The sequence below is a fragment of the Acinetobacter sp. NIPH 542 genome, assembly GCF_000369825.1.
Taxonomy (GTDB): Bacteria; Pseudomonadota; Gammaproteobacteria; order Pseudomonadales; family Moraxellaceae; genus Acinetobacter; species Acinetobacter oleivorans.
Window position 1 is genome coordinate 692,167 of record NZ_KB850206.1, and the last position, 24,823, is coordinate 716,989.

The following is a 24,823-nucleotide window of genomic DNA, read 5'->3' on the forward strand; positions in this document are numbered from 1 at the left end:
ATTGTCCGTAGGGTTTAGCTATGTTTTTATTTTAGATACAAGATTTGATCGCCGATTGTGCTGATTGGGGAACAGGGAATCTTTGTCATTTTAAAGGATTAAAGAATATTGTTTGGGAAAAATGATGTTCTTGATTCAACCTGAAAATAGCGTTGTTAAGCTCAAATGGATGAGGAACGCATTAATATGTCTTTACTGAAATCTTCTTTTTTATCAGATCGCCAATGGGCCATTGTAGCCTCAATCTTTATGATGGCGACCTCTGCAATGGGGCCAGGATTTTTAACCCAAACTGCTGTATTTACAGTCAAGTTAGGTGCAGCATTCGGCTTCGCAATTTTAGTTTCCATTCTGATTGATTATGTAGTTCAACAAAATATTTGGCGAGTGGTCACACTTACTCAAATGCGTGCATCAGACATTGCCAATAAAGCATTACCGGGTAGTGGTTATTTACTGGCGTTTCTGGTGATTTTGGGCGGGTTTTTCTTTAGTGTCGGTAACATTGCGGGTGCAGCTTTAGGTTTAAATGCGCTTTTTGGCCTAGACACAAAGTGGGGCGGTATTTTAAGTGGTGCGTTAGCCATTTTGATTTTTGCATCAAGAAAAGCAACGCTTGCTATGGATAAAAGCATGATCGTGTTGGGATTGCTTAAAATCCTCCTGATTATTATTGTTGCCGTTATTGTAATGCCTCCAGTTGGGCAAGCTGTACATCAAACCTTTGCTCCAGATCAGATCGACTTTGCCATTATTACCACTATTGTTGGCGGTACGGTTGGTGGCTACATCTGCTATGCAGGTGCCCATCGTTTACTCGATAAAGGTGCTGTTGGCCCTGAAAATATTGATGAAGTCGCTAAAGCTGCAACCAAGGGCATTATTGTTGTCGGCATCATGCGCTACGTGTTGTTTTTAGCGTTTTTAGGTGTGGTGGTGAGTGGCGCAACAATTGATTTAGCCAGCCATGACGCCAATCCAGCAGCTCAAGCATTCCAATATGCAGCGGGTACATTTGGTTTTAAATTATTTGGTTTAATTTTCTGGGCAGCCGGCATTAGTAGCACCATTGGCGCAGCATATACTTCAGTGTCATTCTTTACTGCGTTTAAAAAGAACTTAACACCAAAACAAACCAACTATACAACCATTACCTTCATTGCATTAGCTTTATTGCTCTATGTGTTATTGGGTGCAACTCCAGCAGGTCTACTCATTTTTGTAGGTGGTTTTAACGGATTGGTGTTGCCAATTGGTCTTACAATTTTTGTGTATGTTGCTGCATGCCGTAAAGATTTAATGGGTAATTACAACTATCCAAAATGGTTGCTTATTTTGGGTGGGTTAACATGTCTGTTGACATGGTGGATGGGCTATATGTCATTTACGACAGTATTTAACTATTTGACCAAGCTTTAAGCCAGACTTTGTTAAGTGATAAAGGAATAATGCCATGTTTGTAGATTTAAATAGTGATTTGGGTGAAAGCTTTGGTTCATGGAAAATGGGTAATGATGATCAGATCTTACCTGTCGTGACCAGTGCCAATATTGCGTGTGGCTTCCATGCTGGCGACCCACTCGGCATTTTAAAAACGGTTCGTAAAGCAGTGGAGCTTGGTGTGACTATTGGCGCTCACGTGTCTTATCCAGACCTTGTAGGCTTTGGCCGCCGTAATATGGATTTGTCACGTGATGAGCTTATTGCCGATGTGCTTTACCAAATTTCTGCACTCGATGGCTTGGCTAAAGTGGCAGGTTCAAAAGTGCAATATGTTAAACCACATGGCGCGCTTTATAACACAATTGCACATGACCAAGCTCAAGCAGCAGCCGTGATTGATGCAATTAAACTGTATAACCCTGAACTGGTCTTAGTGGCTTTGGCTGGGTCGAACTTAGTCGAACAAGCACGAGCTGCGGGTTTAAAAGTTGTATCTGAAGCATTTGCAGACCGCGCTTATAACAGCGATGGTTCACTGGTATCTCGCCGTTTAGAAGGTGCAGTTTTACACGACTCGGCATTTGTTGCGAGCCGTGTGGTGTCTATGCTTAAAAATGGTGGGGTCGAGTCAATTGATGGTGTGTTTACCCCAATTCAGGCTGACACGATTTGCCTACACGGCGATACCGACGGTGCGCTTGAGATGTCGGCAGCCATTAAAGCCGAGCTTGTAAAAAACAATATTGAAATCCGCCCATTTGTAAACAAAGCATAAGGATGAGCACCATGTATAAGGATATTAAAGTCGACCCAGCTCAGCTTGAAGCCGCATTAGATGCACGTTTAAAAATCCGTGCAGGTTTTGATAAACCGACAGCAGGCATGGCTGCGGGCATGACGCAGGTCAACATGATTTCGGTGCCAAAAGAGTGGGCATATGACTTTTTACTCTATGCGCATCGTAACCCGCAAAGCTGCCCAGTGCTTGATGTACTTGAAGAAGGTATCTATGCAACTAAGCTTGCAGCAGACTCAGACATTCGAACCGATTTCCCGCGCTATCGCATTTGGAAAGATGGAGAAATGGTCGATGAAGTGACCGATGCGAGCGAGATTTACAACGCCCATCCTGATTTGGTGACTTTCTTAATTGGCTGTAGTTTTTCGTTTGAAACCGCTCTGCAAGAAGCGGGTATTGAAGTTCGCCATATTCATGACGATACCAATGTACCGATGTATCTGAGCAATATTCAGTGCCAGTCAGCAGGGCGTATTTCTGGAAATATGGTGGTTTCCATGCGACCAATTCCATCGCATCAAATTAGTGAAGCGGTAAAAATTACCGCACGCATGCCGAGTGTGCATGGCGCGCCTGTACATATTGGTCATCCTGAAAGCTTAGGAATTTCGGATGTAAACAAGCCAGACTTTGGCGATGCTTCTCGTATTGAAGCGGGTGAAATTCCAGTGTTTTGGGCATGTGGAGTAACACCGCAAGCCGCCGTCATGAACTCGAAAATTCCCTTTGCGATTAGTCATGCACCGGGTCACATGTTTATTACCGACATTCCTGACCGTGCTTGGATTGGCTAATTGGACTAAAGAAGAATTAAAAGGATAAGCAAATGCGTTTTTTATCGGTAAACGCCGACTGTTTTCTGATTGAGCTTGCGAGCCTAGAAGAAACTTTGGCGTTGTACAATAAATTGCAAAATACGCAATTGAATGGAATTAAAGACTTAGTCCCTGCTGCAAAAACAATTTTGGTTTTTTTTAACGAGATCGAAACCAACTTTAAAACGCTGGTTTCTTCAATTCAGAGCCTCAAAGTTGATTCTGGCTTTGAGCGTAGCAGCCAAAAAGTGATTGTGCCGATTCGTTACGATGGCGAAGACCTTGCGCAAGTTGCCGAGTTGCAAGGTTTGTCTGTGGCTGATGTGATTAGAAAACATCACCAAAGCGTGTGGAATGTGGCTTTTATTGGTTTTGCGCCGGGCTTCGCGTATATGAGCAGTCCCGATAAGCCTTTTACCGATATTCCACGTTTAACGGTTCCGCGAAAAAAAATACCGTCAGGTTCTTTGGGTTTGGCTGGAAAATACTCTGGTATTTACCCAAAAGACAGTCCGGGTGGCTGGCAGTTGATTGGTACAACATCAGAAAAAATGTGGGATTTAGAGCGTAAAAATCCTGCATTGCTGTTACCGGGCATGACTGTACATTTTGAAGATGTCACGCAGAACCCAACCACTGTAGCTGTACCGCAGCAAATCACACGTAAGGTTGAGCCGAAACAATCTGTACCGTTGTTTACGATCACTGCACCAAGTTTACAGATGCTCATTCAAGATGAAGGGCGCTTAAACCAGACCAATATTGGGGTTGGAGTGGCGGGTGCAATGGACTTGTCTGCCATGCATAGTGCTAACCGTATTGTAGGTAATCCAACGGATACACCTGTCATTGAAGTTTTAAATGGTGGCTTAAAAGCCAAAATGCAGCATGCGGGCGTTATTGCGGTGGCTGGGGCTATTTCAAACATTCGTGTGAAATTTGCCGGCGGACAAACCGCAGACTTTGCAAGCTATCAACCGATTGATTTGGATGAAGGCGATGAATTTCAAATTCAGCCACCGACCGCAGGCTTAAGAAATTATTTGGCAGTTCGTGGTGGTGTAGATGTTGAACCTGTACTCAATAGTGCCTCATTTGACAGCTTGGCAGTGTTAGGGCCAGAGCCTTTAAAGCTTGGAGATACCATTTACCAAGGACAGGTGAAGGCAGCCAACATTAGCCTAAATGAAGTGGGCAAAAGTGATTTGCCAAAAGCTGGTGAAGTGGTTGAGCTAGATATTGTGATGGGGCCGCGCACTGACTGGTTTGAACAAGACAGTATTGAACTGCTCTGTCAGCAAGAGTGGCTCGTGACCAATGAAAGCAACCGCGTCGGGCTAAGACTTTCAGGTGCACAGTCTTTAACTCGCAAAATCACCTACGAGTTGGAAAGTGAAGGTACATGTATTGGTGCTTTGCAGATTCCACCGAGCGGCCAACCCGTTTTGTTTATGAATGATCATCCTTTAACGGGCGGATATCCGGTGATTGGCTCTGTTGCTAAACACCATTGGGACTTGGTGGCACAGATTCCAGCAGGTTGCCGCATCAAATTTAAAAAAATTGCCGAATTTACAGATTTTGAGAATGAAAGATGAATACAGAAAAATTATTGATTGCTAACCGTGGTGAAATTGCCGTTCGTATTATTCATGCTTGCCGTGATATGGGAATTTCATCGGTCGCGTTATATGCAGATGATGATATTGGCAGCATGCATGTCGAACTTGCAGATGAAGCATGGGGCTTAGCTGGTGCAACCGCTAGCGAGACTTACCTAAATATTCCTGCCATTATCGAAGTTGCAAAGAAATCGAAAGCGACCATGGTCCATCCGGGTTACGGCTTTTTATCTGAGCGTGCTGAGTTTGCTCAAGCTGTGATTGATGCAGGTTTAAAATGGGTCGGGCCATCACCAAGTGCCATTGAAAAATTAGGCGATAAAATCGAAGCACGTAAAATTGCTGCTTCAGTCGGTGCGCCGTTGGTTCAAGGTACACAAGACCCCCTTAATAATGCAGAGGAAGCTTTAGCGTTTGCTAAGCAATATGGTTTACCAATTGCCATTAAAGCCGCGTTTGGTGGTGGTGGCCGTGGCTTAAAAGTTGCGTGGAAACTCGAAGAAGTTCAAGAGCTTTATGAGTCAGCAGTACGAGAAGCAAAAGCTGCCTTTGGTCGTGGTGAGTGTTTTGTCGAGCAATATCTTGATAAACCGCGCCACGTAGAAGCGCAAGTGATTGCCGACCAACATGGCAATATTGTGGTACTTGGTACACGTGATTGCTCATTGCAACGCCGCAACCAAAAGTTAGTTGAAGAAGCGCCAGCGCCATTTATTAGCGATGAGATTTACCAGCAAATTTTAACCTCGGCAAAAAACATTTGTCAGGCTGCAAACTATGTAGGTGCGGGTACAGTTGAATATTTACTGAGTCGTGACGGTAAGCTTTCATTCTTAGAAGTAAACACGCGTTTGCAAGTTGAGCACCCAGTGACCGAAGAAACCTCAAAAGTCGATTTGGTGGTTGAGCAAATTCGTGTGGCGCAAGGTGAAGTGCTTTCTATTAAAGAAACACCAAAAGCCCAAGGCCACGCTATTGAGTTTCGTATTAATGCCGAAGACCCAGCACGTGGTTTCATTCCTGCATTTGGTGTGTTGAGTTTATTTGAAGCACCATTTGGTAACGGTGTACGAGTCGATACAGGTGTTCGCACTGGATCATTAGTATCTAGCCATTTTGACTCACTTATGGCAAAGCTAATTGTAACCGGCCCAACCCGTGAAATTGCAATTGCCCGAGCTAAACGTGCTTTGAAGCAATTCAAAATTGAAGGCGTGGCATCAGTTTTAGACTTTCACCGTGCGGTACTTAATGAACCTGACTTTACAGATGAATTTAACGTACACACGCGTTGGATCGAAAACGACTTTAAACAAGAGTTGAAACCGACTAAACGCGGCATTCCAAACCATCAACAACCGATGTTGCTGAGCTACATTGAAATTGATGGCAAGTTACACCGTTTAGGTTTACCAGCAGGGATGTTTGCACAAGGCCCAGCAACCGCAGTTCAAGCCCAAACCGCCGAGCCAGAAGTGAGTGCCGAGCATTTACTTGCCCCAATTAATGGTGTGATTAGCGCTTGGAAAGTCGAAAATGGTGAGCAAGTCACCGAAGGCCAAGTGGTTGCCATTATGGAAGCCATGAAAATGGAAGTTCAGGTACTGGCGCATCGCAGTGGCGCTATTCAGATTAGTGCAGAGAAGGGTGCGACCTGCCATGCTGAAACTGTGATTGCTAGCATTAACTAAGTTTTGAATAAATGATTTGGCCTGATTTTGGTTTTAGTTTGATCGGGTCAAATCAAATGCTTATTTATTAACTCAGTCCGCTATTTTCACAGTCTCGTTAACCATTTTCAACTTGAAAGCCAGAAAGGGTTATGAGATATTTCGCCCTGTTTGGTGATATCAAAATTAATCACTGTATTGAAAGCTCGCCTATGCGAGCTTTAATTTTTAGCCCAGTTTAAGCATTTCTCACTTAATGAGCTGGCTGCATAAAAAAATTGAGAATTTATCATCCATTTTAAAGGTTAATTGAAGAACGCGAATGAAAATTCTACCTTCATCTGAATATGATCAAATTCTAAAATACAGTGTCTATTGGCTCGTCATCTCGATTGTGATTGGAGTCGTCGCGGGGCTGGCCTCGACTTTAATTTTTGTAGCCTTTGATATTTCAAACAAAGTCCGAAGTCTGCATCATTGGCTCATCTACTTTTTGCCTTTTATTGGGTTTGGCATTGGTTATCTCATTAAAAAATATGGTTCACCGATTGAACGGGGAACACATTTACTCATAGATGAAATTCACCAGCCTAAGTCCTTTATTCCGAAACGGATGAGCCCCATCATTTTTATCACCTCAATTTTAACCCAGTTATTTGGTGGTTCGGCGGGGCGTGAAGCACCAGCGGTTCAGCTTTCAGGCGCCTTAATTGACCACTTAAGCCATATATTAAAAATCTCGGAAGATAACCGAAAAATCTGTTTAATCGCGAGTATTGGTGCGGGCTTCGCTGGGGTGTTTGGTTTACCTCTAGCGGGTGCAATTTATGGTTTAGAAATTACCGCTTTAGGTAATTTAAGATATTCAGCCATTTTTCCATGTTTTGTGTCGGCGCTTATTGCATCGACCATCCCTGAGCTATTCGATATTGTTCATCCGCATATTTATTATGTCATTAGTGAGTTTCCAGCCATTCATTTTGGCGTGCTCATGAGCTTGATTGCGGCAGGGCTGGTTTTTGGTTTAGCTGCGCGTTTCTTTATTGCTGCTATTCACTTGGCGAGTGATCTCTTTTATAAATACATTCGCTACTTACCATTAAGAACCATGGTCGGTGGTATTGTCATTATGCTACTTACTTTGTTCACTGCACATCAGCAATACAACGGTTTGGGTACAGATAAAATCATTGCATCTTTTTATGTGCCAATTGAGTTTTACGACTTTTTTAACAAGACGTTTTTTACTGCAATTACTTTAGGGTCGGGTTTTAAAGGTGGTGAAATTACACCGTTGTTCTATGTGGGTGCGACATTAGGTAATGCTTTAGGAGCAGTTTTAAATCTGCCAATTTCATTGCTTGCAGGCTTAGGTTTGGTAAGTCTGTTTTCTGGAGCAAGTAAGGCACCGTTGACCTCTATTATTTTAGCTGTTGAACTATTTGGAATGAATGTTGCCACGTATGCCATTATTACTTGTTTGTTGGCAGCGCTATTTTCTGGGAATTGTGGGTTATATCGCCGTAAAAAGTTGATGGATTAGTACGTGATTCATGAGAAAAATTGACTTGATGTAGTTTAAACTCAGTTAGTTCTAATTAAAAATAATGCTGATTGTTTAGTAGAGTTCTATCTTCGTATACTGATTTAGAATCTTTCCTAGAAAATTAAGAAAAACTTATTTTTTACTGAAAGAATTAGAAAGTGTACTATGTAGGATTAGATATGTTAAGAATCTAATTCAAAGATGGTTATAATATTAATATAAATTTTTACTAGGGAAAGGGGGTTTTACTTGAATACATTTATTAATTATTATGAGATTTTACATGTATCTCAAGATGCTCCTGTTGAAATTATTAGATTGGCCTATAAAGGTTTAGCACAAAAATATCATCCTGATCGTTACCAAGGAAATGATGCAAATGGAAAAATGCAATTAATTAATGAAGCACTTGAAGTGTTAACTAATGAAAATAAACGTAAAGAGTTCGATCTGAAATTAAATTCTTTTAATCAAAGAAAACAAAAAGAGAGAGATTTTCAAGAATATCAAAAAAGAAAGAAGTATGAAGATTTTCAGCAGCAAGAGAAAAATAGTAGAAATTTTTCAAAAAATGATGATAAAGATCAGAAAGAAGCCAAAGATTTTAATGTCAATATCAATATAAATATTTCAAAAGGGTTTTATATTTTTAAGCCATTTTTAAATCTTTATAATATGATAAAAATAAATAGCAAAAAAATTATTATATCTTTATCCATCTTAGGCGTAGCGATAATTTTAATTAGTACTATTTTATCAATATATGAGAATACAAGATACTCAGAAAATATTATTACTGAAGGTCCTTTACCAGCTGAACAAGCTGATGAGACAGTAAATACTTTATATACATCTACTTCTGAATCTGTCAGTACACCAGAATTAGTTAATACTACTAATGAACAGTCTAAAGTAATTCCATATCGACCAGATCTAATGAATAAAGCTGTCCAAAGTGTTATTAATATTCAAGAAGAGAGTGGCATCATAGGTGTGGTCAAAGAAATTCATGACTGCTATATACACAAAAAAGAGGAGAGGCTTTATTGTCTATTCTTAGATTTGACTGCTAGAATGCTTGATTTGGGTGCTTCTCAGACAATGGGTATTATTCGTGATGATTACTTAATGGATGAGCGAGTATTAACTAGAATAAATAATAATTACTATATACCAAATAGTATTGACTCAAGTACAGCAACTGAACACGTGCAAAGAATGAATGTCGAACTAGCAGAAATATTTAAAGAAAAATATCAAGAAAAAATAAAAAATATGCATTCTTCTGACAATCTTAATAAATCTGTTGAAGAGGAATTATCAGATGTAAATAATGATGAAGTGAAAACCGATCAACCATCTAGTAATTTAATATAAATTTATTAAATCTTTTGAGATAATAGGTAAAATTCGATTTTATTACTTGGAGACTTTAAGTCTGATTTGTATAAGTTATTTTATTGTTAATGTGAAAGTATAATATTTAAAAAAACAATTGTTCTAATTTGATACGAATAGAATTTTATATTCTTGACGACAAGAGAAGTGAATAATATCCTTTCTCTCTGGTAGGACAAAAAGAGGACATCCTAGGATGTGCTGGTCTCTTTGGCACCAGTCTGCTAACTCTTTTTCGTTCTACTACCATAATTATTTAGCAGAGATTGATAGAGTTATATTCATTCCTGAGTCTGTATTTAATTTTTATAACTAGGCAAACAGATACTAGATATCAATATTCAATTAGGTTTTTAAATCTTCAAAATTTGGAAATAATTTAAAACCCAACCGATCGAACTTAATACAAACTACATTTCCTACGCTTGACGACAACAGAAGCGAATACTATCCTTTGCGGGCTAGCCTACATTGCTAGCGGGTTTTAGCAGACCCTATTTAACAAAGACGATATTCGAAACTTAGTTTTGTGTATCGTGAACTCGTTCGCCCCCTTTTTCTCTACGGTAGGGCGGAAGGGGGACACCTTCGGGTGTGCTGGTTTCTTTGTTGCCAGTCTGCTAACCCTCTTTCGTCCTGCCACCATCATTTAGCAGTGATCGGTAGGATTTCTTTTGTTAACAAAGGAGTCCGCTATGCGTACTAATTATTCTCAATTTTTGGCCTTTGCCAAACTCTCTCTATTTATGCCATTTAAACAGTTTATAAATAGGTTTAACCGACCCTAGGTTTTTACGCCTAAACATCATTACGACTAAAACATAGCAACAATAAAACTGAGATAGGCGAGCACACCTCTTGTGCCGTTTTTGCATGCTTGTTTTTAGCACTCATTTTAAGAGTGACGGCATTTCTATCTCTTTTAGATACAACAAAAAATTATTTTAAGTGGTATACATGAAAAATTTAGAATCTTCATTTAGAGCACTGCGCGTGCTTCACGTAGCAAAAGATCTATTTAATCAGGATGGTTTTAATAAAGTTGGTGTCGACCGGATTATTGCAGAAGCCAAAATTCCCAAAGCTACTTTCTATAACGACTTTCACTCAAAAGCACGACTCATCGAAATGTGTCTCACTTTTCAAAAAGACGCGCTCAAAGTAAAAGTGTTTTCAATTCTCAAATCTTACCGTGAAGAAATGGTGCTTGATAAACTCAAACAGATTTACCTTCTACATGCCGATTTAAATGGCTTTTATCGTTTACCCTTTAAAGCAATTTTTGAAATTGAAAAGCTCTACCCAAAAGCCTACAGCGTGGTGATTGAGTATAGAACTTGGCTAATCAAAGAAATTTATAAACTACTTTTAACCATCAAAACTACGGCTTCAATGAATGACGCTCACATGTTTTTGTTTGTGATTGATGGGGCAATGGTTCAGCTTTTAAGTGAAAACAGTGTAGATGAGCGAGACAAACTACTCGAATATTTTTTAATAATGCTGTCTTAGCGATAAATTCAAACACTTTCTAAAAGGAAAAAAGCCCGTAACTGGGCTTTTTATTTATTCGAGTTCAAGCTGATCGTCATCTTTAGTGACTTTAATTTTCAATTTTTTATATTTACGTTTGTTTGGGTCTAAAGCAGAGTTTGACACTTCATCAGCAAACTTTGGATTTTGCATGAGTTTTGCATAGGCTCTGTAACCTATGCGAATTCGGGTAGGCGGACAATCTGTTCTTTTGGAATAATATTCAATAAGTGAATTTAATTCCTTTAACAAACTTTGATGTTCCATTGGATTGATTATTTTCTATTAATTAGTAAGTTATTTTTAGCATACTAAACTTTAGAAAGTTTCTAAAGATCTAGTTGGTATACATTACTTTTGCTAAGTGTGATTTGACTTGCACTAATTTAACAGATAGTGATTTATTTTGCCCTTTATTTGAGGTTTTTGATTTCTTTTTAATCAAATAGTCATAATTAAGGGTTAAATTAATTTTAGAAAAAGAAAATAGATAGAAGATTGCCACGAACAAAAACTATTTAAGCAATTTTCTCAAACTGTAGTATTCAGCTGACTTTAACGAGTCGGCTTTTGTTTTTGTGATTAGGTTTTTAAATTTCCTATTTGTAGAAATTGATGCAGCAGTTCATCCATACATCTACTTAAAAATAAAAGCCCAATAATGGGCTTCTATTTTATATTTTGATTAAAACTTGAGTTTTTTAAGCCCACGACTCACGCCATTTTGTAAGGCTGCTTTAATAATTGGACCAATAAAAGGAACGCGACCTTTAAAGCTAATGGTGTAATCCAAACGAGTTCGATTATTTCCCAAGTCAGTAAATTTCATTACACCACGGTGACCCTTAATTGGGCTAATACCGCTCGTGATTGCGTACTCGATCAGTTCATTTTCTTTGTAGACTAAATTTGTTTCTACAAATGAAGGGGTGAGTGGAATAGACATTTTGCGTGCAGAGCCAACACCATTACGGGCGTCTTTGCCGTTACTAATACGAGTGACTTTAGCCGGAGCGAAAAGTTTGCTTAAGTTTTCATGCTCACTTAAGGTTGCAAAGACTTTGTCTACGGGTGCATCAAATTCTTGTACGATGTTGATTTTTTGAGTTTTTAACATCTTATTCCCTCTATAAATTATTTTGACATGGACGATTGTCAGAATTTGGATATTAGCATGCTTTGGGTAATGGGGGAATTCTTCTTCGTCGGAGTTATCTTAAGTAAAAAAAAGCATTGCGATAAATCTACAATGCTTTTTGGTCTTTTCTTAGTTTTTTAAAGAAAGGCTGAATCACAGACCAGTTCGTTGAAACCCAGCAAATAAAGGAACCAGCCGTCACCATTGCTGTTCCTTGCCAAAAGCTCACTGAAAGTTGAGTTTGTAAAACAAACATAGCCAAAATAGACGAGATAATCGGGGTGAAATAAGAGGCCACCACAAGTATGGTAATGTTTCCATGAATGATGCCAATGTTCCAAGCAGCATAACCAAAACCCATGGCAGCAGATGCCACTAAAAGGGTGATGACTGCTGGAATATCCATTGATGCAATGGCGAATTGCCCCGAGACAAGCAGCTTGAGCCAGAGAGTGAGCGCGACACCAACAAAGAAAATGGAAATGGGATTTTGCCCATTGCTCATTTTTTTAGTGATTACACAGTAAAAAGCCCAGATGATGGCACCTGTAAATGCCAAAATATAGCTCAGTGGGTTGCTATGAAAATTATCGACAAGACTATTTAGACTAAAATCACCGCTTCCAGTTTGAATAAAAATAATGCCAGAAATTGAAATAAGTAAGCCGAGAATAATAAGAAAATTAAACTTTAATTCTTTAAAAATCACGAAAGCCAAAACCGTTAAACTCGGCCACAGATAGTTAACAATACTAATTTCAATGGCTTGTCTTGCTGTCTGAGAATAAGCAATCGCAAATGAAAAGCACACCTCATAAGCCACGAACAGAATTGTGCCAAATATTAAGTATTTTTTAGAGATCTGCTTAAAATCTGGAACTTTGAAAATGGCAAGCAACAGTAGTGCACTTAAAGAATAAATAAGCGTAACACCTAGCTCAGGTCCAAGGGCGGCACTGACTTGCTTCATCAGACCGACCAGAGATGCCCACATGAGAATGGCGCTTAAACCAATCAATGTTGCTAGATTTTTTGACATAAAATTCAGTAAATAACGGTTAAAAAATGGTAAAGGATTAAGTTGTACTAATGAAAGGAATCAATTTTCAAGCTAAGGAATATAGGACAAATTATATAAAATATAAACAATTAAATTTATTGATTGGTTGAATCTGATATGTTTATTTAGCATTCAATTGAGTAACGAAATTTCGAATAAAACAACATTCTTACGAGGAAAATATGGAAGTCATTAAAACAGTTGGTGTTGTTGGAGCTGGTGTAATAGGTGCGAGTTGGACGGCCTTATTTTTATATAAAGGATTTAAAGTTAAGGTTTACGACCCGTATCCTATAGATGAAGTGGTCTTTAAAAATAGAATATCTGCAAATTTAAATGATTTATTGGCTTTAGATCAAAACGCTGAACACGCTCATACTCAACCAGATGTGCTGCTTCATCTGGAAATTTTTAATCATTTAAAAGATGCAGTCTCAGACGTAGATTTTATTCAAGAAAATGCCCCTGAACGTCTCGATGTAAAACAAGAGCTATATCAAGAAATCACCGCATATTGCCCTGAACATACTATTATTGCTTCAAGTTCATCGGGCTTAAAAGTGTCTGATTTTCAAAAAGAGGCACAACATCCTGAACGTATTTTATTAGGTCATCCTTTTAATCCGCCACATCTTTTACCTTTGGTCGAGATCGTTGGCGGTAATTTGACTGATCCTCAAATTTTAAAACAGGCTTCTGAGTTCTATAAACAACTGGGCAAAAATCCGATCATTTTAAATAAAGAAGTAAAAGGGCATGTCGCAAACCGTTTGCAGGCTGCGCTATGGCGAGAAGCTTTTTCATTGGTTGAACAAGGCGTGTGTTCTGCCGAAGATGTCGATGTCGCGATTACCAGTGGGCCGGGTTTAAGGTGGGCGCTATTTGGTCCCTACATTAATATGCAGCTGGCAAACCAAAAGGGTTTTAAAGAGGCAATTCATCATTTAGGCCCACCGATGACAGAATGGTGGAATGACATGCACGCATTTGAACATTCAGATGAGACAACAGAGTTGTTGGAAGCAGAAACCAATCAGCTTTTAACCCAATATAAGGATATCGATTTATACCAAACTAGAGATAAAGGTCTGGTCGATATCTTAAAGCTTAGACAGCAACTTAAGTTAGATTAATTCAAACTCTTAGAGTAGAGCCAATCATTTTACTGTAGAGATGATTGGCTTTTTGTTAGATCAATAAGAAAAACATTCCTAATTAAAATTGCTGTGCATTCGTTAATTGTTACTCAAATATCTATAAAGACAATTACTGCGGTACTGATGCTTTGAAATGCACAATTTTTAGTGCAGCTTTTTATTTTTGAACTTAAATTGCACCTAAACAGTTCAAGTTTAGTATTACTTTTAACCAAAATCGTAATACTAAGCTGGCATGTCCTTTGCATAGTCTTAAGCAATCAAAAGTGATCTAGGGTTCCGATACTTTATGTATGTCTGGACCGAGAGTTCACGGTTCCTAGCGAACTACACGGAGGGATAAAAGCCCGGGAGGAAGTCTAAAACTATCCGACAGGAGTAGCTATGAACACTGCAAGTTATCATAACAATCAGGCGATTTGGACCGAACTTTTACCCGGAGGACATCACTGGTCGGGTCGTATTCAAAAAGGAACTATTCTTAGATTTACCTCGCTTGGCGCTCAGGCAAATGTTTCTTTGTTTTGTGTAAATGCTGCCGATGTGCTTGAACGTTTTAACATGCCCGACAGTTTAAAAGGACAACATACTGCCTATTTAAAAGCTTCCAATGTGCTGTACTCAGACCTAGGCCGTGTGATGGCTTCGATTGTTCACGACGATCATGGTTGGAACGATGCGCTTTGTGGCCCAAGCCGACCTGAGCAAATTGAAAAGCAATTCGGCAATCGCACATTTCAAGATGCCCGCAATGATATGTACCAAAATGGCTTAGACAGTTTACTCATTGAAATGTGTAAATACGGGCTTGCCAGCCAAGACCTGAGTGCCGCCGTTAACCTATTTTCTAAAGTTGTGCCAGATGAAAACGGCGCTTTGTCTTATGTCAGTTCTGATAACACCGATCAAAGCATTGAACTGCGTTTTGAAATGGACTGCTTAATATTTTTATCTGCTGCACCGCATGGTTTAGACATCAGCCCAAGCTATCAACCTGCCGATATTCAACTCAGTTTATTTAAAGCCAATTCACTAACAGACAGCGATATTTGTCGTGATGCATGTTCGCAAAATCAGCGTGCGTTTCAAAACACAGCCCGCTACTACGCACTTAGCAATATTTAAATCAGGAGAAACATCATGACAGTTTTACAATCATTTGAAAAAGCAGTTTTAAATGAAGTTTGTCCTGCGGGTGAAGCGTGGATGTGCGAGGTTAAAAAGGGCCAATATTTTCGAATTATTGATCTTGAGGGAAACCAAGCGGTCGATACTTTGTTTATGAGTGCCGAAAATCCAACTGAGCGTTATAGCGCAATGGATACTTTGGCGATCAATCAACACATTTATTTAGAAAAGGGCACAAAGCTCTACAGTAACTTTGGCCGTCCAATTGCCGTCATTCATGATGATAACTGTGGTCGCCATGACACCATTGGTGGTGCCTGTTCATGTGAAAGTAATACAGTTCGCTATGCACATGAAACGTATCCTATGCATAGTTGCCGTAACAATTTTATGTATGCCTTGGCAAAACACCCGATTGCAAAAAAGCATGGCTTAAATGTCCGTCATATAGGCCCAAATATTAACTTTTTTATGAATGTGCCTGTTACACCAGACGGTCAGCTTAAATTTGATGATGGAATTTCAGCACCAGGTAAATATGTAGAAGTTCGGGCAGAAATGGATTTAATTGTTTTAATTTCCAATTGTCCGCAGCTGAACAACCCATGTAATGCCTATAACCCAACCAAAATTCAACTGGTTGTCCGTGAAGCGGAAGGGGTGTAAGCATGTTTAAAAAAGTTCTAATTGCTAACCGCGGTGCAATTGCCTGTCGTGTAATTCGCACCCTAAAAAAACTCGGTATTGCTTCAGTTGCTGTTTACTCCGAAGCCGATCGTGATTCTTTACACGTGACTTTGGCCGATGAAGCTTTCCTGATAGGGCCTGCGCCTGCTCATCAAAGCTATTTAAATATTGAAAAAATCCTTGAGGTTGCAAAACAGTCGGGGGCAGAAGCCATTCACCCTGGTTATGGTTTTTTGTCTGAAAATGCCGAGTTTTGTGATTTGTGTGAAAGCCAAGGCATTGCGTTTATTGGACCAACTTCAAGCCAAATGCTCGATTTTGGTTTAAAACATACTGCACGTGAGCTGGCTATTAAAAGCAACGTGCCTTTACTTCCGGGCAGTTCACTACTTGCAGACGAAGCTGAAGCCTTAACTGAAGCGGCCCGTATTGGTTATCCGGTCATGCTTAAAAGTACCGCGGGTGGCGGTGGTATTGGTATGCGTTTGGTCTGGAATGAAACCGAATTAAAAGATGCCTATCAAACTGTGTCTTATTTAGCGAAGGTGAACTTTAAAGATGCTGGTTTGTACCTAGAGAAATTTGTACAGCATGCGCGCCACATCGAAGTTCAAATTTTTGGTGATGGACAAGGACAAGTGTTAGCGTTGGGTGAGCGAGATTGTTCGGTGCAACGCCGTAATCAGAAAGTCATTGAAGAAACACCCGCACCACATTTAAATGAACAGCAACGCGAATACATTCAAAAAGTTGCGATTCAACTGATGCAGTCGGTGAACTACCGTTCGGCAGGCACAGTTGAATTTGTCATGGACACCGAAACCCAAGAATTTTATTTCTTAGAGGTCAACACTCGTTTGCAAGTCGAGCACGGCGTGACCGAGCAAGTGTTCGGTGTCGATTTAGTCGAATGGATGGTTACATTGGCAAGTGGTGACTGGTCAGCACCGACTGAACCGTTAGAACCAACAGGACATTCGATTCAAGTTCGTCTTTATGCCGAAGACCCGATTAAACAGTTCCAGCCAAGTGCGGGCTTACTCACGCATGTTAAATTTGACCTGCAAGCTCGAGTCGAAACATGGGTAGAAACAGGTTCAACCGTGTCGTCTTTTTATGACCCAATGATCGCCAAAATTATTGTGACTGCTGCAACCCGAGAGCAAGCCATACAGGCAATGAGTGCTAGTCTTGCAAACACGCAAGTGGCTGGCATCGAAACCAATCTGGAATATTTGCAAAATATTATTGCTTGTGATGTGTTTGCTTTAGGTACTCAAACCACTCGTTTTTTAAATACATTTGAATGGAAAACTCAAAAAATTGAGGTGTTGCAGGCTGGTATTCAAACCGCTATTCAAGACGTAACAGGTCGATTAGGTTATTGGGATGTCGGTGTGCCACCATCAGGTGCTATCGATCCACTCAGTTTAACGGTGGCAAACCAGCTTCTAGCCAATGAACCAAATACCGCAGGGCTTGAATGTACCTTGCAAGGGCCAACTTTAAAGTTTCACTGCGACAGCCAAATTGTCATTACAGGCGGTGATATGCTTTCAAAACTTGATGGTGAACTGGTGCCGATGTGGCAAACCATCAATGTAAAAAAAGGCCAAGTTTTAAAATGTGGGATTATCCGTTCAGGTTGCCGTAGCTATATTGGTGTTAAAGGTGGTTTCGATGTTCCTGACTATTTAGGGTCACAGGCGACTTTCACTTTAGGGCAGTTTGGTGGGCACGCAGGCCGTAATTTATTGATTGGCGATATGCTGCCGATTACTGAATATTCTACTCAATCGACTACAGCTTTAGCTCAAGCGCAAATTCCTAGCTTTACCCAAAACTGGGAAATTGCAGTCATGTATGGGCCACATGGCGCACCAGATTTTTTCACCAAACAAGATATTGATACCTTCTTTGCCAATGAGTTTGAGATTCACTATAACTCAAGCCGTACAGGCATTCGTTTAATTGGTCCAAAACCTGAGTGGGCACGTGAAGACGGCGGTGAGGCAGGCTTACATCCATCCAATATTCACGATAATGCTTATGCGATTGGGGCAATTGATTTTACGGGTGATATGCCAATTATTTTGGGTCCAGATGGTCCGAGCTTAGGCGGTTTTGTTTGCCCTGCGGTAGTCATTCATTCCGAGCTTTGGAAAATCGGGCAGCTAAAAGCAGGCGATAAGGTCAAATTTGTGCCTGTGAGTTACACGCAAGCAAAAGCACTCGATCAAAAATATTATCAAAGCTTAACTGCGGCTAATACAACTCAGATCGATTTCAACCCAGCCATTCAAGCAGAACCCGACACTTTAAAAGATGCAGTTTTAGCTACTTTAGAAGGTGAAACTGATTTACCAAGCGTGACCTATCGACCAGCTGGAAATAGCTATTTATTGATGGAATATGGCGATTTAGTACTCGATCTAAATTTACGCTTCCGTATTCATGCGCTTATGCAATGGGTCAAAGATCAAAACATTCAGGGCATTATCGACCTAACACCAGGCATCCGTTCACTACAAATTCATTTTGATTCAATCCAGCTCGATCAACTTGAGCTTTTACAGAAACTTCAGCAAGCAGAAGCCGAGTTACCCGATATTCAAAATATGCAGGTGCCTTCACGGACTGTCTATTTGCCTTTGGCTTGGGAAGATTCACAAACTCAACTTGCCACCGAGCGCTACACACAAATTGTTCGGCCAGATGCGCCGTGGTGCCCAGATAACGTCGAGTTTATCTGCCGTATTAATGGTCTAGCTTCCAAGCAAGCAGTTAAAGATGTGGTCTATAGCGCAAACTATTTGGTGATGGGTTTAGGCGATGTGTATTTAGGTGCGCCCGTTGCAACACCGCTCGACCCACGCCAACGTCTAGTCACCACAAAATATAATCCAGCACGAACTTGGACACCTGAAAATGCCGTGGGCATTGGCGGTGCCTATATGTGTGTATACGGCATGGAAGGGCCGGGAGGCTACCAGTTTGTTGGTCGTACCACCCAAATGTGGAGCCGTTACCGTAAAAATGCCAACTTCGAAGAAGGCAAACCGTGGTTATTGCGCTTTTTTGACCAAGTGAAGTTTTATGAAGTCTCTGAAACAGAACTTCTGCAAATGCGCGAAGACTTTAAGGCGGGTCGGCTACAACTTCGTATTGAAGATGGTGTGCTTAACTTAAAAGAATACAACGAGTTTTTAAAAACACATCAAGACAGCATTCAAGCCTTTAAAGACATGCAACAAGCGAATTTCGAGGCTGAACGCCGCCGTTGGCATGAAGCCGGTTTGCAAGAATATCTCTCTGAAAGCCTAGATGCAGTTGATGAAGGTGAAACCGTAGTTATTCCTGAAGGAGGCTGTGCAGTCGAATCGCATATGCCGGGCTCAATCTGGAAAATCGAATGCGCGTCGGGAGATATTGTTGAAGAAGGTGCAACCCTTGCAGTAATTGAGGCAATGAAAATTGAAATTCCAATTATTGCACCCGAACGCATGAAGGTAGAAACCATTACCATTGAAAAAGGGCAAACTGTAAAAACGGGACAAGTGCTATTTACCTTGGCACCTGTCGCTTAAACCCTAAAGAGAGCATCGATATTGATGCTCTCTTTAAACCTTATGCTTCGGTCAAATGCTTTAATACTTTATGACCATGTTCAACCGCTTCTAATTTAATTTTCGACTCTGGATTGCCTGATAAAGGTGATACGTCATAAAGCAAGTAAGTGGCGCTTAACTGCATTTGCGTATATTGAATTGAATATTGAACCGCTTTTAAAAAGCTATCGGCTAAGTTTTCTCGGTCGTTCACCATGTCGGCTTCTTTTTGCCCGACCGTCATACTAATAATGACTTTTTTATCTTTTAATTTGTCGCCCTGAGAGCCATAGGCAAACTGGTAAGTAAAAACTTCATCAAACCATAATTTCAAAATTGCTGGCATATTAAACCAGAACATTGGATATTGCAGAATGATCGTGTCGTGGCGTAACAACGCTTCTTGTTCAGCACTTACATCAATTTGATAGTCTGGATAGAGCTGGAAAATATCTCGCACTTCAAGGTCTGGATAGGTTTTTGTAAGTTCATTCACTATCGTTTTATTTGCAATTGATTGAGTGTAGTAGGGATGGGCCAAAATAAGTAAAGCCATAATAATGCCTTGTAGCTATAAAAATCATAGTCACTATAATTTTTATAGTATGAGTGTACAATAACTATCAAAGTTGATAGGTGGCGTTAAAAATGGCAAATACTGAAAATAAATGTGAAATCACCATGAATGGAAAAACTTATCCATGTCATATCAGTATGGCTATGGATTTGGTGGGGGGAAAATGGAAAGGCGTTATTTTGTATTATCTAAAAGATGGGCCAAAACGCTTTAATGAAATCAATCAATTAATGCCAACCATCACAGAAATGACTTTAAGCCTCCAACTTAAACAGCTAGAGCAAAGCGGCTTAATATCCAGAACTGTTTATGGTGAAAAAGCACCGATTAAAGTTGTCTATGAAATGACCGAATTGGGCCAGACTTTCAAGCCTGTTTTAGAGTCTTTATCGGTATGGGCACATACGATGATTAATCAGACATAAGATTAAAGACAAAATTAAATTATTGAATAGATTCGACTCTATAAATGATATTTAATATGATTCTTCAAGAATAAAAAAGGAATTATTATGAAAAGAATTTTATTACTAACATTTATGTTTTTTTATTTACTTACTCCGACTTACGCTCAAGAAGTAAAATATAAAAATATTGTAGTTAATTTAAAAGATCACTGGGATATTAGCAAAGGTCAAAATGGAGAGCTTGTCGCAATAAAACAAGCAAGTAAACAAGCAGTTATAATTTCGATATATTATCCCAAAGGTATAGATGAGGGTATGCAATATCTGGTTGCTTCGCTACAAATTCCTAAACAGGGATTATTAAAAATGGAAGGGGTAACATTGGTTAATGAGGATATTAATATTCCATTGAGTAGTGGTATGAATTATCAAGCTAATGTTTTTACAACCAACTTTGATAAACGTTTTCTTATTAGTGCTTCATCTGGTACCAATGCTGGAGTTATCTTAGTGACATATGAAGGTGAAGGTAACGATACAAATAAAGCAATTAATGATTTTAAAACTCTAATAAATAATATAAAGATAGAGGCTCCTAAAGATGGATTCCTTTTTAATCAGAATGATTTATTGAAACATAACTAAAAATTAAAAGAGATAGCCCCATCCCTGTGCATGGGGCTTTTTTGTGCCCAAAAATCACTCATAAATACCCATAAAGCCTATCAAAACGACGCTTAAAAACTGGCACATTTTCTGCATCTCATATTAGTAATACAAAAAATGAATTTGGTAATACCAAACTGGAGGTGCGATATGAACGATGTAAAACCTGTGGTTCAACCAAAGCCAACTTTAAAAGCCTTTTTAGTCGAATTGCTTAGCGTACGTGCAGGCGTATATATCAAGCAAAACAATCAGCCGCCTAAAACAAAAGGATAAGACTGTGGCAAAACAAAAGTTGGCTCGAATCAGTATTACTGTACCTGAATCGACACTCAATGCACTCGATCAAAAAATTGTCGAGCAGAACTATGAAAGTCGCTCGCAAGCCATTGTCGACATGATTAATAAACACTTAATTGCAGAGCAGGCGCAGGCCAATGAAGTCATGGTGGGCACCTTGACGCTGCTTTATGACGCTAGCCAAATGACCTTGCGTAATCAATTGGTCGATTTACAGCAACAGTTTTTAGCACAAGTGATTAGTTCACTTCATATTCAGCTCGACCAACAAAAGATATTGCAAGTCATGTTAATGCAGGGTGCGAGTTCTGAACTCAGACAAATTAGCCAGCAATTTATTGTGCTGAAAGGGGTGATTAAAGGGCATTTAGAACTGATGGATGCCGTCATGCCACCTATACAGCAAAATGACTAAATGAGGAGTAGTGTGTTGAAAAAATTATGGACTATCCAAGACTGGAAAACAGCATATCAAAATGGGCAAATCGATCTTAGAGATTTGGTTGGTTATGTTGCAGAAATTAAAAATGATGACCATGCATGGATTGAAGTTGCATCGAATGAGCAGATTCAATCGCAAATTGATATTTTAAAAGATCAGAATATTGCTGACTTACCTCTATACGGTGTGCCATTTGCAGTCAAAGACAATATAGATGTTGCTGGCTTTCATACCACTGCTGCCTGTAAAGAAGTTGAATATTTAGCGACTCAAGATGCTGCCGTAGTTACCAAGTTGAAAAAAGCAGGGGCGATTGTGGTCGGTAAAACCAATCTTGATCAGTTTGCAACTGGACTGGTTGGCGTTCGCTCCCCATATGGTGCAGTAAAAAATAGTTTTAACCCTGAATATATCAGCGGTGGGTCAAGCTCGGGTTCGTCAGTAGTGGTTGCCAACGGCATTGTGCCTTTTAGTTTAGGGACAGACACGGCGGGGTCAGGGCGTGTACCTGCGGGCCATAACAATATTGTGGGCCTAAAACCAACAAAGGGCTGGTTTTCTACCACAGGTCTAATTCCTGCCTGTCGGACTATTGATGTCATTTCTATTTTTGCGCTGCATATTGATGATGCTTGGACAGTTGCCAGTTTAATGCAGGGTTACGATGAAATAGATGAATATTCACGAGCACATCCAGCCAATGTACCGACTCAATTTTCTAAACAAAAAATTGCTATTCCAGCTCAGCTTGAGTTTTATGGCGATCTTGAATCTGAAAAAGCCTTTTTAGTTGCAGTCGAGCGCGTAAAAAAACTGGGCTATGACGTTGAGAGTATTGATTTTAGTGCGTTTAATGAGCTTGCTGCTGCACTATATAACGATGCTTGGGTAGCGGAAAGAACAGTCGCCGTTGAACGCATGACAACACGTGAAAAGGTTCATCCAGTCATTGCTCAAATTATTGCGCAGGCAGATAAATTCAAAGCAACAGATGCACTTCAAGCTGAATATAACCGCGCCGTTCTGGCTCGAAAAATTAATGTGGCATTACAACCTTTTGATGCCTTGATGGTTCCGACAGCGCCAACCATTTACACCATTGCCGAGGTTGAAGCCGATCCTTTAACTAAAAATGCGCACATGGGGGCCTATACCAACTTTGTCAATTTTGCTGATCTTTCGGCTTTAGCTTTACCAAATGTACTCCGTGAAGACGGCCTACCAAGCGGCGTAACCTTTATTGCACCAGCTTGGCACGATCAGGCACTCGCTAATTTTGCACAGCTTTGGCAAGCTGAAACATCGCTGAGTTTAGGTAAATCAACTCAACATTATCAAAAAAGTATAAACATCCACTCGAATCATTCCGTGCAGCTTGCTGTAGTGGGAGCGCACTTAACAGGTATGCCGCTTAATTTTCAGCTGACTAGTCGCAATGCCACTTTGCTTAAGAAAACTCAGACTGCAGAAACTTATAAACTCTTTGCCTTAAAAAATACCACGCCACCAAAGCCGGGGCTGCAATGGGATGCAGCAGGGACATCAATTGAAGTTGAAGTATGGGATGTTCCTTTAGCAAATTTTGGAGCCATTGTGGCTGAAGTACCTGCACCTCTTGGCATTGGGAACCTGAAATTAAAAGATGGCACATGGGTCAAAGGCTTTATTTGCGAAGCGTATGCCATTCAAGATGCAACCGATATTAGCCATTTTGGAGGCTGGCGAGCCTATATACAGTCACTCAATCAAACCGCTCAAAGTGTTGTTAGTAAAAATGTTGGGGAAGTTTCTATATGATTAAAAAAGCGTTGTTATCTGTATCTATTTTATCGGCAGTTGTAGTGGGTGGTTGTGACAATACCGCTAAAGTGCCCGAGGCTAAACAAGACGCTCAGGCATCTACAAATACAAAACCAATTACCATTGGATATAGTGATTGGCCAGGCTGGGTGGCTTGGCAAGTGGCTATTGAAAAAGGCTGGTTAAAAGAAGCAGGGGTAAATGTAGAGTTTAAATGGTTTGATTATTCCGCGTCGCTTTCAGCTTTTTCGGCAAATCAGCTCGATGCTGTTTTGGTCACCAATGGCGATAACTTGGTAACAGCTTCGGGTGGCACGCAAGGCATGATGATTTTGGCAACAGATTATTCTGCGGGCAATGATGTCATTATTGCAAAAGAGGGCATTAGTACCATTCAAGACCTAAAAGGAAAATCAATCGGTGTTGAAAAAGGCTTGGTTGATCATCTTTTACTAGCAACAGCTTTAACTGACCATAACATTAAAGCCAATGAGGTGAAGCTGGTAAATTCAGCGACGAACCAATTACCTCAAGTGTTTAATAGCCCCGATATTTCTGCAATCGCTGTTTGGCAACCTGTTGCAGGTCAGGCATTAAAAGCAGTGGCTGGTTCAAAAATTATTTATACCTCTAAAGACAAGCCGGGTTTAATTTATGACACTTTGACTGTCAACATGAGCCACTTAACTGCTCATCAAGAAGAATGGAAAAAAGTTATTCAGGTGTGGGACAAAATAGTTAAATATATTAATGACCCTGCAACACATGCCGATGCAGTTAAAATCATGGCAAACCGTTCAGGTGTCGACCCAAAACAATACGAGTTGATGGTTAGCGGTACACATCTATTAGATATCAATGCCAATAAAAAAGTATTTGCTAAATCTGATGGCTTTGACTCGATTTATGGCTCGACCTATCACGTCAATAAATTTAACGTCGAAAATGGGATTTATAAAACTGAACAAAATGTAGATGGGCTGATTTATCCGACACTCATAGAACAGCTCAAATAAGCCAAATAAAT

Annotated in this window: 22 protein-coding genes and 1 riboswitch; of the genes, 18 read left to right on the forward strand and 4 right to left on the reverse strand. The window is 40.0% G+C overall.

Going from position 1 to position 24,823, the window contains the following annotated elements:
* Nucleotides 1–165 precede the first annotated feature (165 nt).
* The 8 genes from F886_RS08835 (at nt 166) to F886_RS08870 (ending at nt 10,805) form a co-directional block, all read left to right on the forward strand.
* Entirely contained in the window at nt 166–1,419 is a 1,254-nt protein-coding gene (locus F886_RS08835; RefSeq protein WP_081399177.1) for an NRAMP family divalent metal transporter, read from the forward strand.
* 34 nt (nt 1,420–1,453) lie between these two features.
* The gene (locus tag F886_RS08840; RefSeq protein ID WP_005303907.1) at nt 1,454–2,218 is read left to right on the forward strand and encodes a LamB/YcsF family protein; all 765 of its coding nucleotides are present in this window, start codon (nt 1,454–1,456) and stop codon (nt 2,216–2,218) included.
* A gap of 2 nt (nt 2,219–2,220) precedes the next feature.
* Nucleotides 2,221–3,036: a putative hydro-lyase gene (locus F886_RS08845; protein WP_081402134.1), complete on the forward strand. Its 816-nt coding sequence runs from the start codon at nt 2,221–2,223 to the stop codon at nt 3,034–3,036.
* 32 nt (nt 3,037–3,068) lie between these two features.
* Nucleotides 3,069–4,655, forward strand: a complete 1,587-nt coding sequence (locus F886_RS08850; protein WP_005303911.1) for a 5-oxoprolinase subunit B/C family protein — start codon at nt 3,069–3,071, stop codon at nt 4,653–4,655.
* The gene (locus F886_RS08855) at nt 4,652–6,370 is read left to right on the forward strand and encodes an acetyl/propionyl/methylcrotonyl-CoA carboxylase subunit alpha (protein ID WP_005303913.1); all 1,719 of its coding nucleotides are present in this window, start codon (nt 4,652–4,654) and stop codon (nt 6,368–6,370) included. The genes F886_RS08850 and F886_RS08855 overlap by 4 nt, the downstream gene beginning before the upstream one ends.
* Nucleotides 6,371–6,671: 301 nt before the next feature.
* Entirely contained in the window at nt 6,672–7,892 is a 1,221-nt protein-coding gene (locus F886_RS08860; RefSeq protein WP_005303915.1) for a chloride channel protein, read from the forward strand.
* A gap of 252 nt (nt 7,893–8,144) precedes the next feature.
* Nucleotides 8,145–9,272 (forward strand): J domain-containing protein, encoded by a 1,128-nt coding sequence (locus F886_RS08865; RefSeq protein WP_005303918.1) that lies wholly within the window; start codon nt 8,145–8,147, stop codon nt 9,270–9,272.
* 978 nt (nt 9,273–10,250) lie between these two features.
* Nucleotides 10,251–10,805, forward strand: a complete 555-nt coding sequence (locus F886_RS08870; protein ID WP_005303921.1) for a TetR/AcrR family transcriptional regulator — start codon at nt 10,251–10,253, stop codon at nt 10,803–10,805.
* Nucleotides 10,806–10,859: 54 nt separating this feature from the next.
* On the opposite strand, the gene F886_RS20430 is transcribed toward F886_RS08870, so the two are convergent.
* The 3 genes from F886_RS20430 to yddG all read right to left on the reverse strand — a co-directional run bounded on the left by F886_RS20430 (nt 10,860) and on the right by yddG (nt 13,003).
* Nucleotides 10,860–11,093 carry a hypothetical protein gene (locus F886_RS20430; RefSeq protein ID WP_004793244.1) on the reverse strand — a complete coding sequence of 78 codons (234 nt, stop codon included), beginning with the start codon at nt 11,091–11,093 and terminating at the stop codon, nt 10,860–10,862.
* A gap of 418 nt (nt 11,094–11,511) precedes the next feature.
* Entirely contained in the window at nt 11,512–11,943 is a 432-nt protein-coding gene (locus F886_RS08880; protein ID WP_002114206.1) for an SRPBCC family protein, read from the reverse strand.
* A 127-nt stretch (nt 11,944–12,070) separates the two neighbouring features.
* Nucleotides 12,071–13,003, reverse strand: a complete 933-nt coding sequence (gene yddG / locus F886_RS08885) for an aromatic amino acid DMT transporter YddG (RefSeq protein ID WP_005303923.1) — start codon at nt 13,001–13,003, stop codon at nt 12,071–12,073.
* Between the two features lie 203 nt (nt 13,004–13,206).
* Here yddG and F886_RS08890 point away from each other — a divergent pair, with 203 nt between their 5' ends.
* The 4 genes from F886_RS08890 (at nt 13,207) to uca (ending at nt 19,583) form a co-directional block, all read left to right on the forward strand.
* A complete protein-coding gene (locus F886_RS08890; RefSeq protein WP_005303926.1) occupies nt 13,207–14,157 on the forward strand; it encodes a 3-hydroxyacyl-CoA dehydrogenase NAD-binding domain-containing protein in 951 nt (316 codons plus the stop codon).
* Nucleotides 14,158–14,441: 284 nt separating this feature from the next.
* A riboswitch (guanidine-I (ykkC/yxkD leader) is annotated at nt 14,442–14,537 on the forward strand.
* A 28-nt stretch (nt 14,538–14,565) separates the two neighbouring features.
* A complete protein-coding gene (locus tag F886_RS08895) occupies nt 14,566–15,306 on the forward strand; it encodes an urea amidolyase associated protein UAAP1 (protein WP_005303929.1) in 741 nt (246 codons plus the stop codon).
* A gap of 15 nt (nt 15,307–15,321) precedes the next feature.
* Nucleotides 15,322–15,975 carry an urea amidolyase associated protein UAAP2 gene (locus F886_RS08900; RefSeq protein WP_005041686.1) on the forward strand — a complete coding sequence of 218 codons (654 nt, stop codon included), beginning with the start codon at nt 15,322–15,324 and terminating at the stop codon, nt 15,973–15,975.
* A 2-nt stretch (nt 15,976–15,977) separates the two neighbouring features.
* A complete protein-coding gene (gene uca / locus F886_RS08905; protein WP_005303932.1) occupies nt 15,978–19,583 on the forward strand; it encodes an urea carboxylase in 3,606 nt (1,201 codons plus the stop codon).
* Between the two features lie 40 nt (nt 19,584–19,623).
* On the opposite strand, the gene F886_RS08910 is transcribed toward uca, so the two are convergent.
* Nucleotides 19,624–20,160 (reverse strand): NAD(P)H-dependent oxidoreductase, encoded by a 537-nt coding sequence (locus tag F886_RS08910; protein WP_005303935.1) that lies wholly within the window; start codon nt 20,158–20,160, stop codon nt 19,624–19,626.
* 92 nt (nt 20,161–20,252) lie between these two features.
* On the opposite strand from F886_RS08910, the gene F886_RS08915 reads away from it, so the two are divergent.
* From F886_RS08915 to F886_RS08935, 6 genes are all read left to right on the forward strand, one after another.
* Entirely contained in the window at nt 20,253–20,606 is a 354-nt protein-coding gene (locus F886_RS08915; protein ID WP_003651027.1) for a winged helix-turn-helix transcriptional regulator, read from the forward strand.
* Nucleotides 20,607–20,693: 87 nt separating this feature from the next.
* The gene (locus F886_RS08920; protein WP_005303941.1) at nt 20,694–21,233 is read left to right on the forward strand and encodes a hypothetical protein; all 540 of its coding nucleotides are present in this window, start codon (nt 20,694–20,696) and stop codon (nt 21,231–21,233) included.
* A 171-nt stretch (nt 21,234–21,404) separates the two neighbouring features.
* Entirely contained in the window at nt 21,405–21,530 is a 126-nt protein-coding gene (locus F886_RS19790) for a hypothetical protein (RefSeq protein ID WP_001000625.1), read from the forward strand.
* A gap of 4 nt (nt 21,531–21,534) precedes the next feature.
* Entirely contained in the window at nt 21,535–21,969 is a 435-nt protein-coding gene (locus F886_RS08925) for a CopG family ribbon-helix-helix protein (RefSeq protein WP_001118704.1), read from the forward strand.
* A gap of 12 nt (nt 21,970–21,981) precedes the next feature.
* A complete protein-coding gene (gene atzF / locus F886_RS08930; protein ID WP_005303945.1) occupies nt 21,982–23,793 on the forward strand; it encodes an allophanate hydrolase in 1,812 nt (603 codons plus the stop codon).
* Nucleotides 23,790–24,812 (forward strand): ABC transporter substrate-binding protein, encoded by a 1,023-nt coding sequence (locus F886_RS08935; protein WP_005303948.1) that lies wholly within the window; start codon nt 23,790–23,792, stop codon nt 24,810–24,812. Before atzF ends, F886_RS08935 begins: the two co-directional genes overlap by 4 nt.
* The last annotated feature ends 11 nt before the right edge of the window (nt 24,813–24,823 follow it).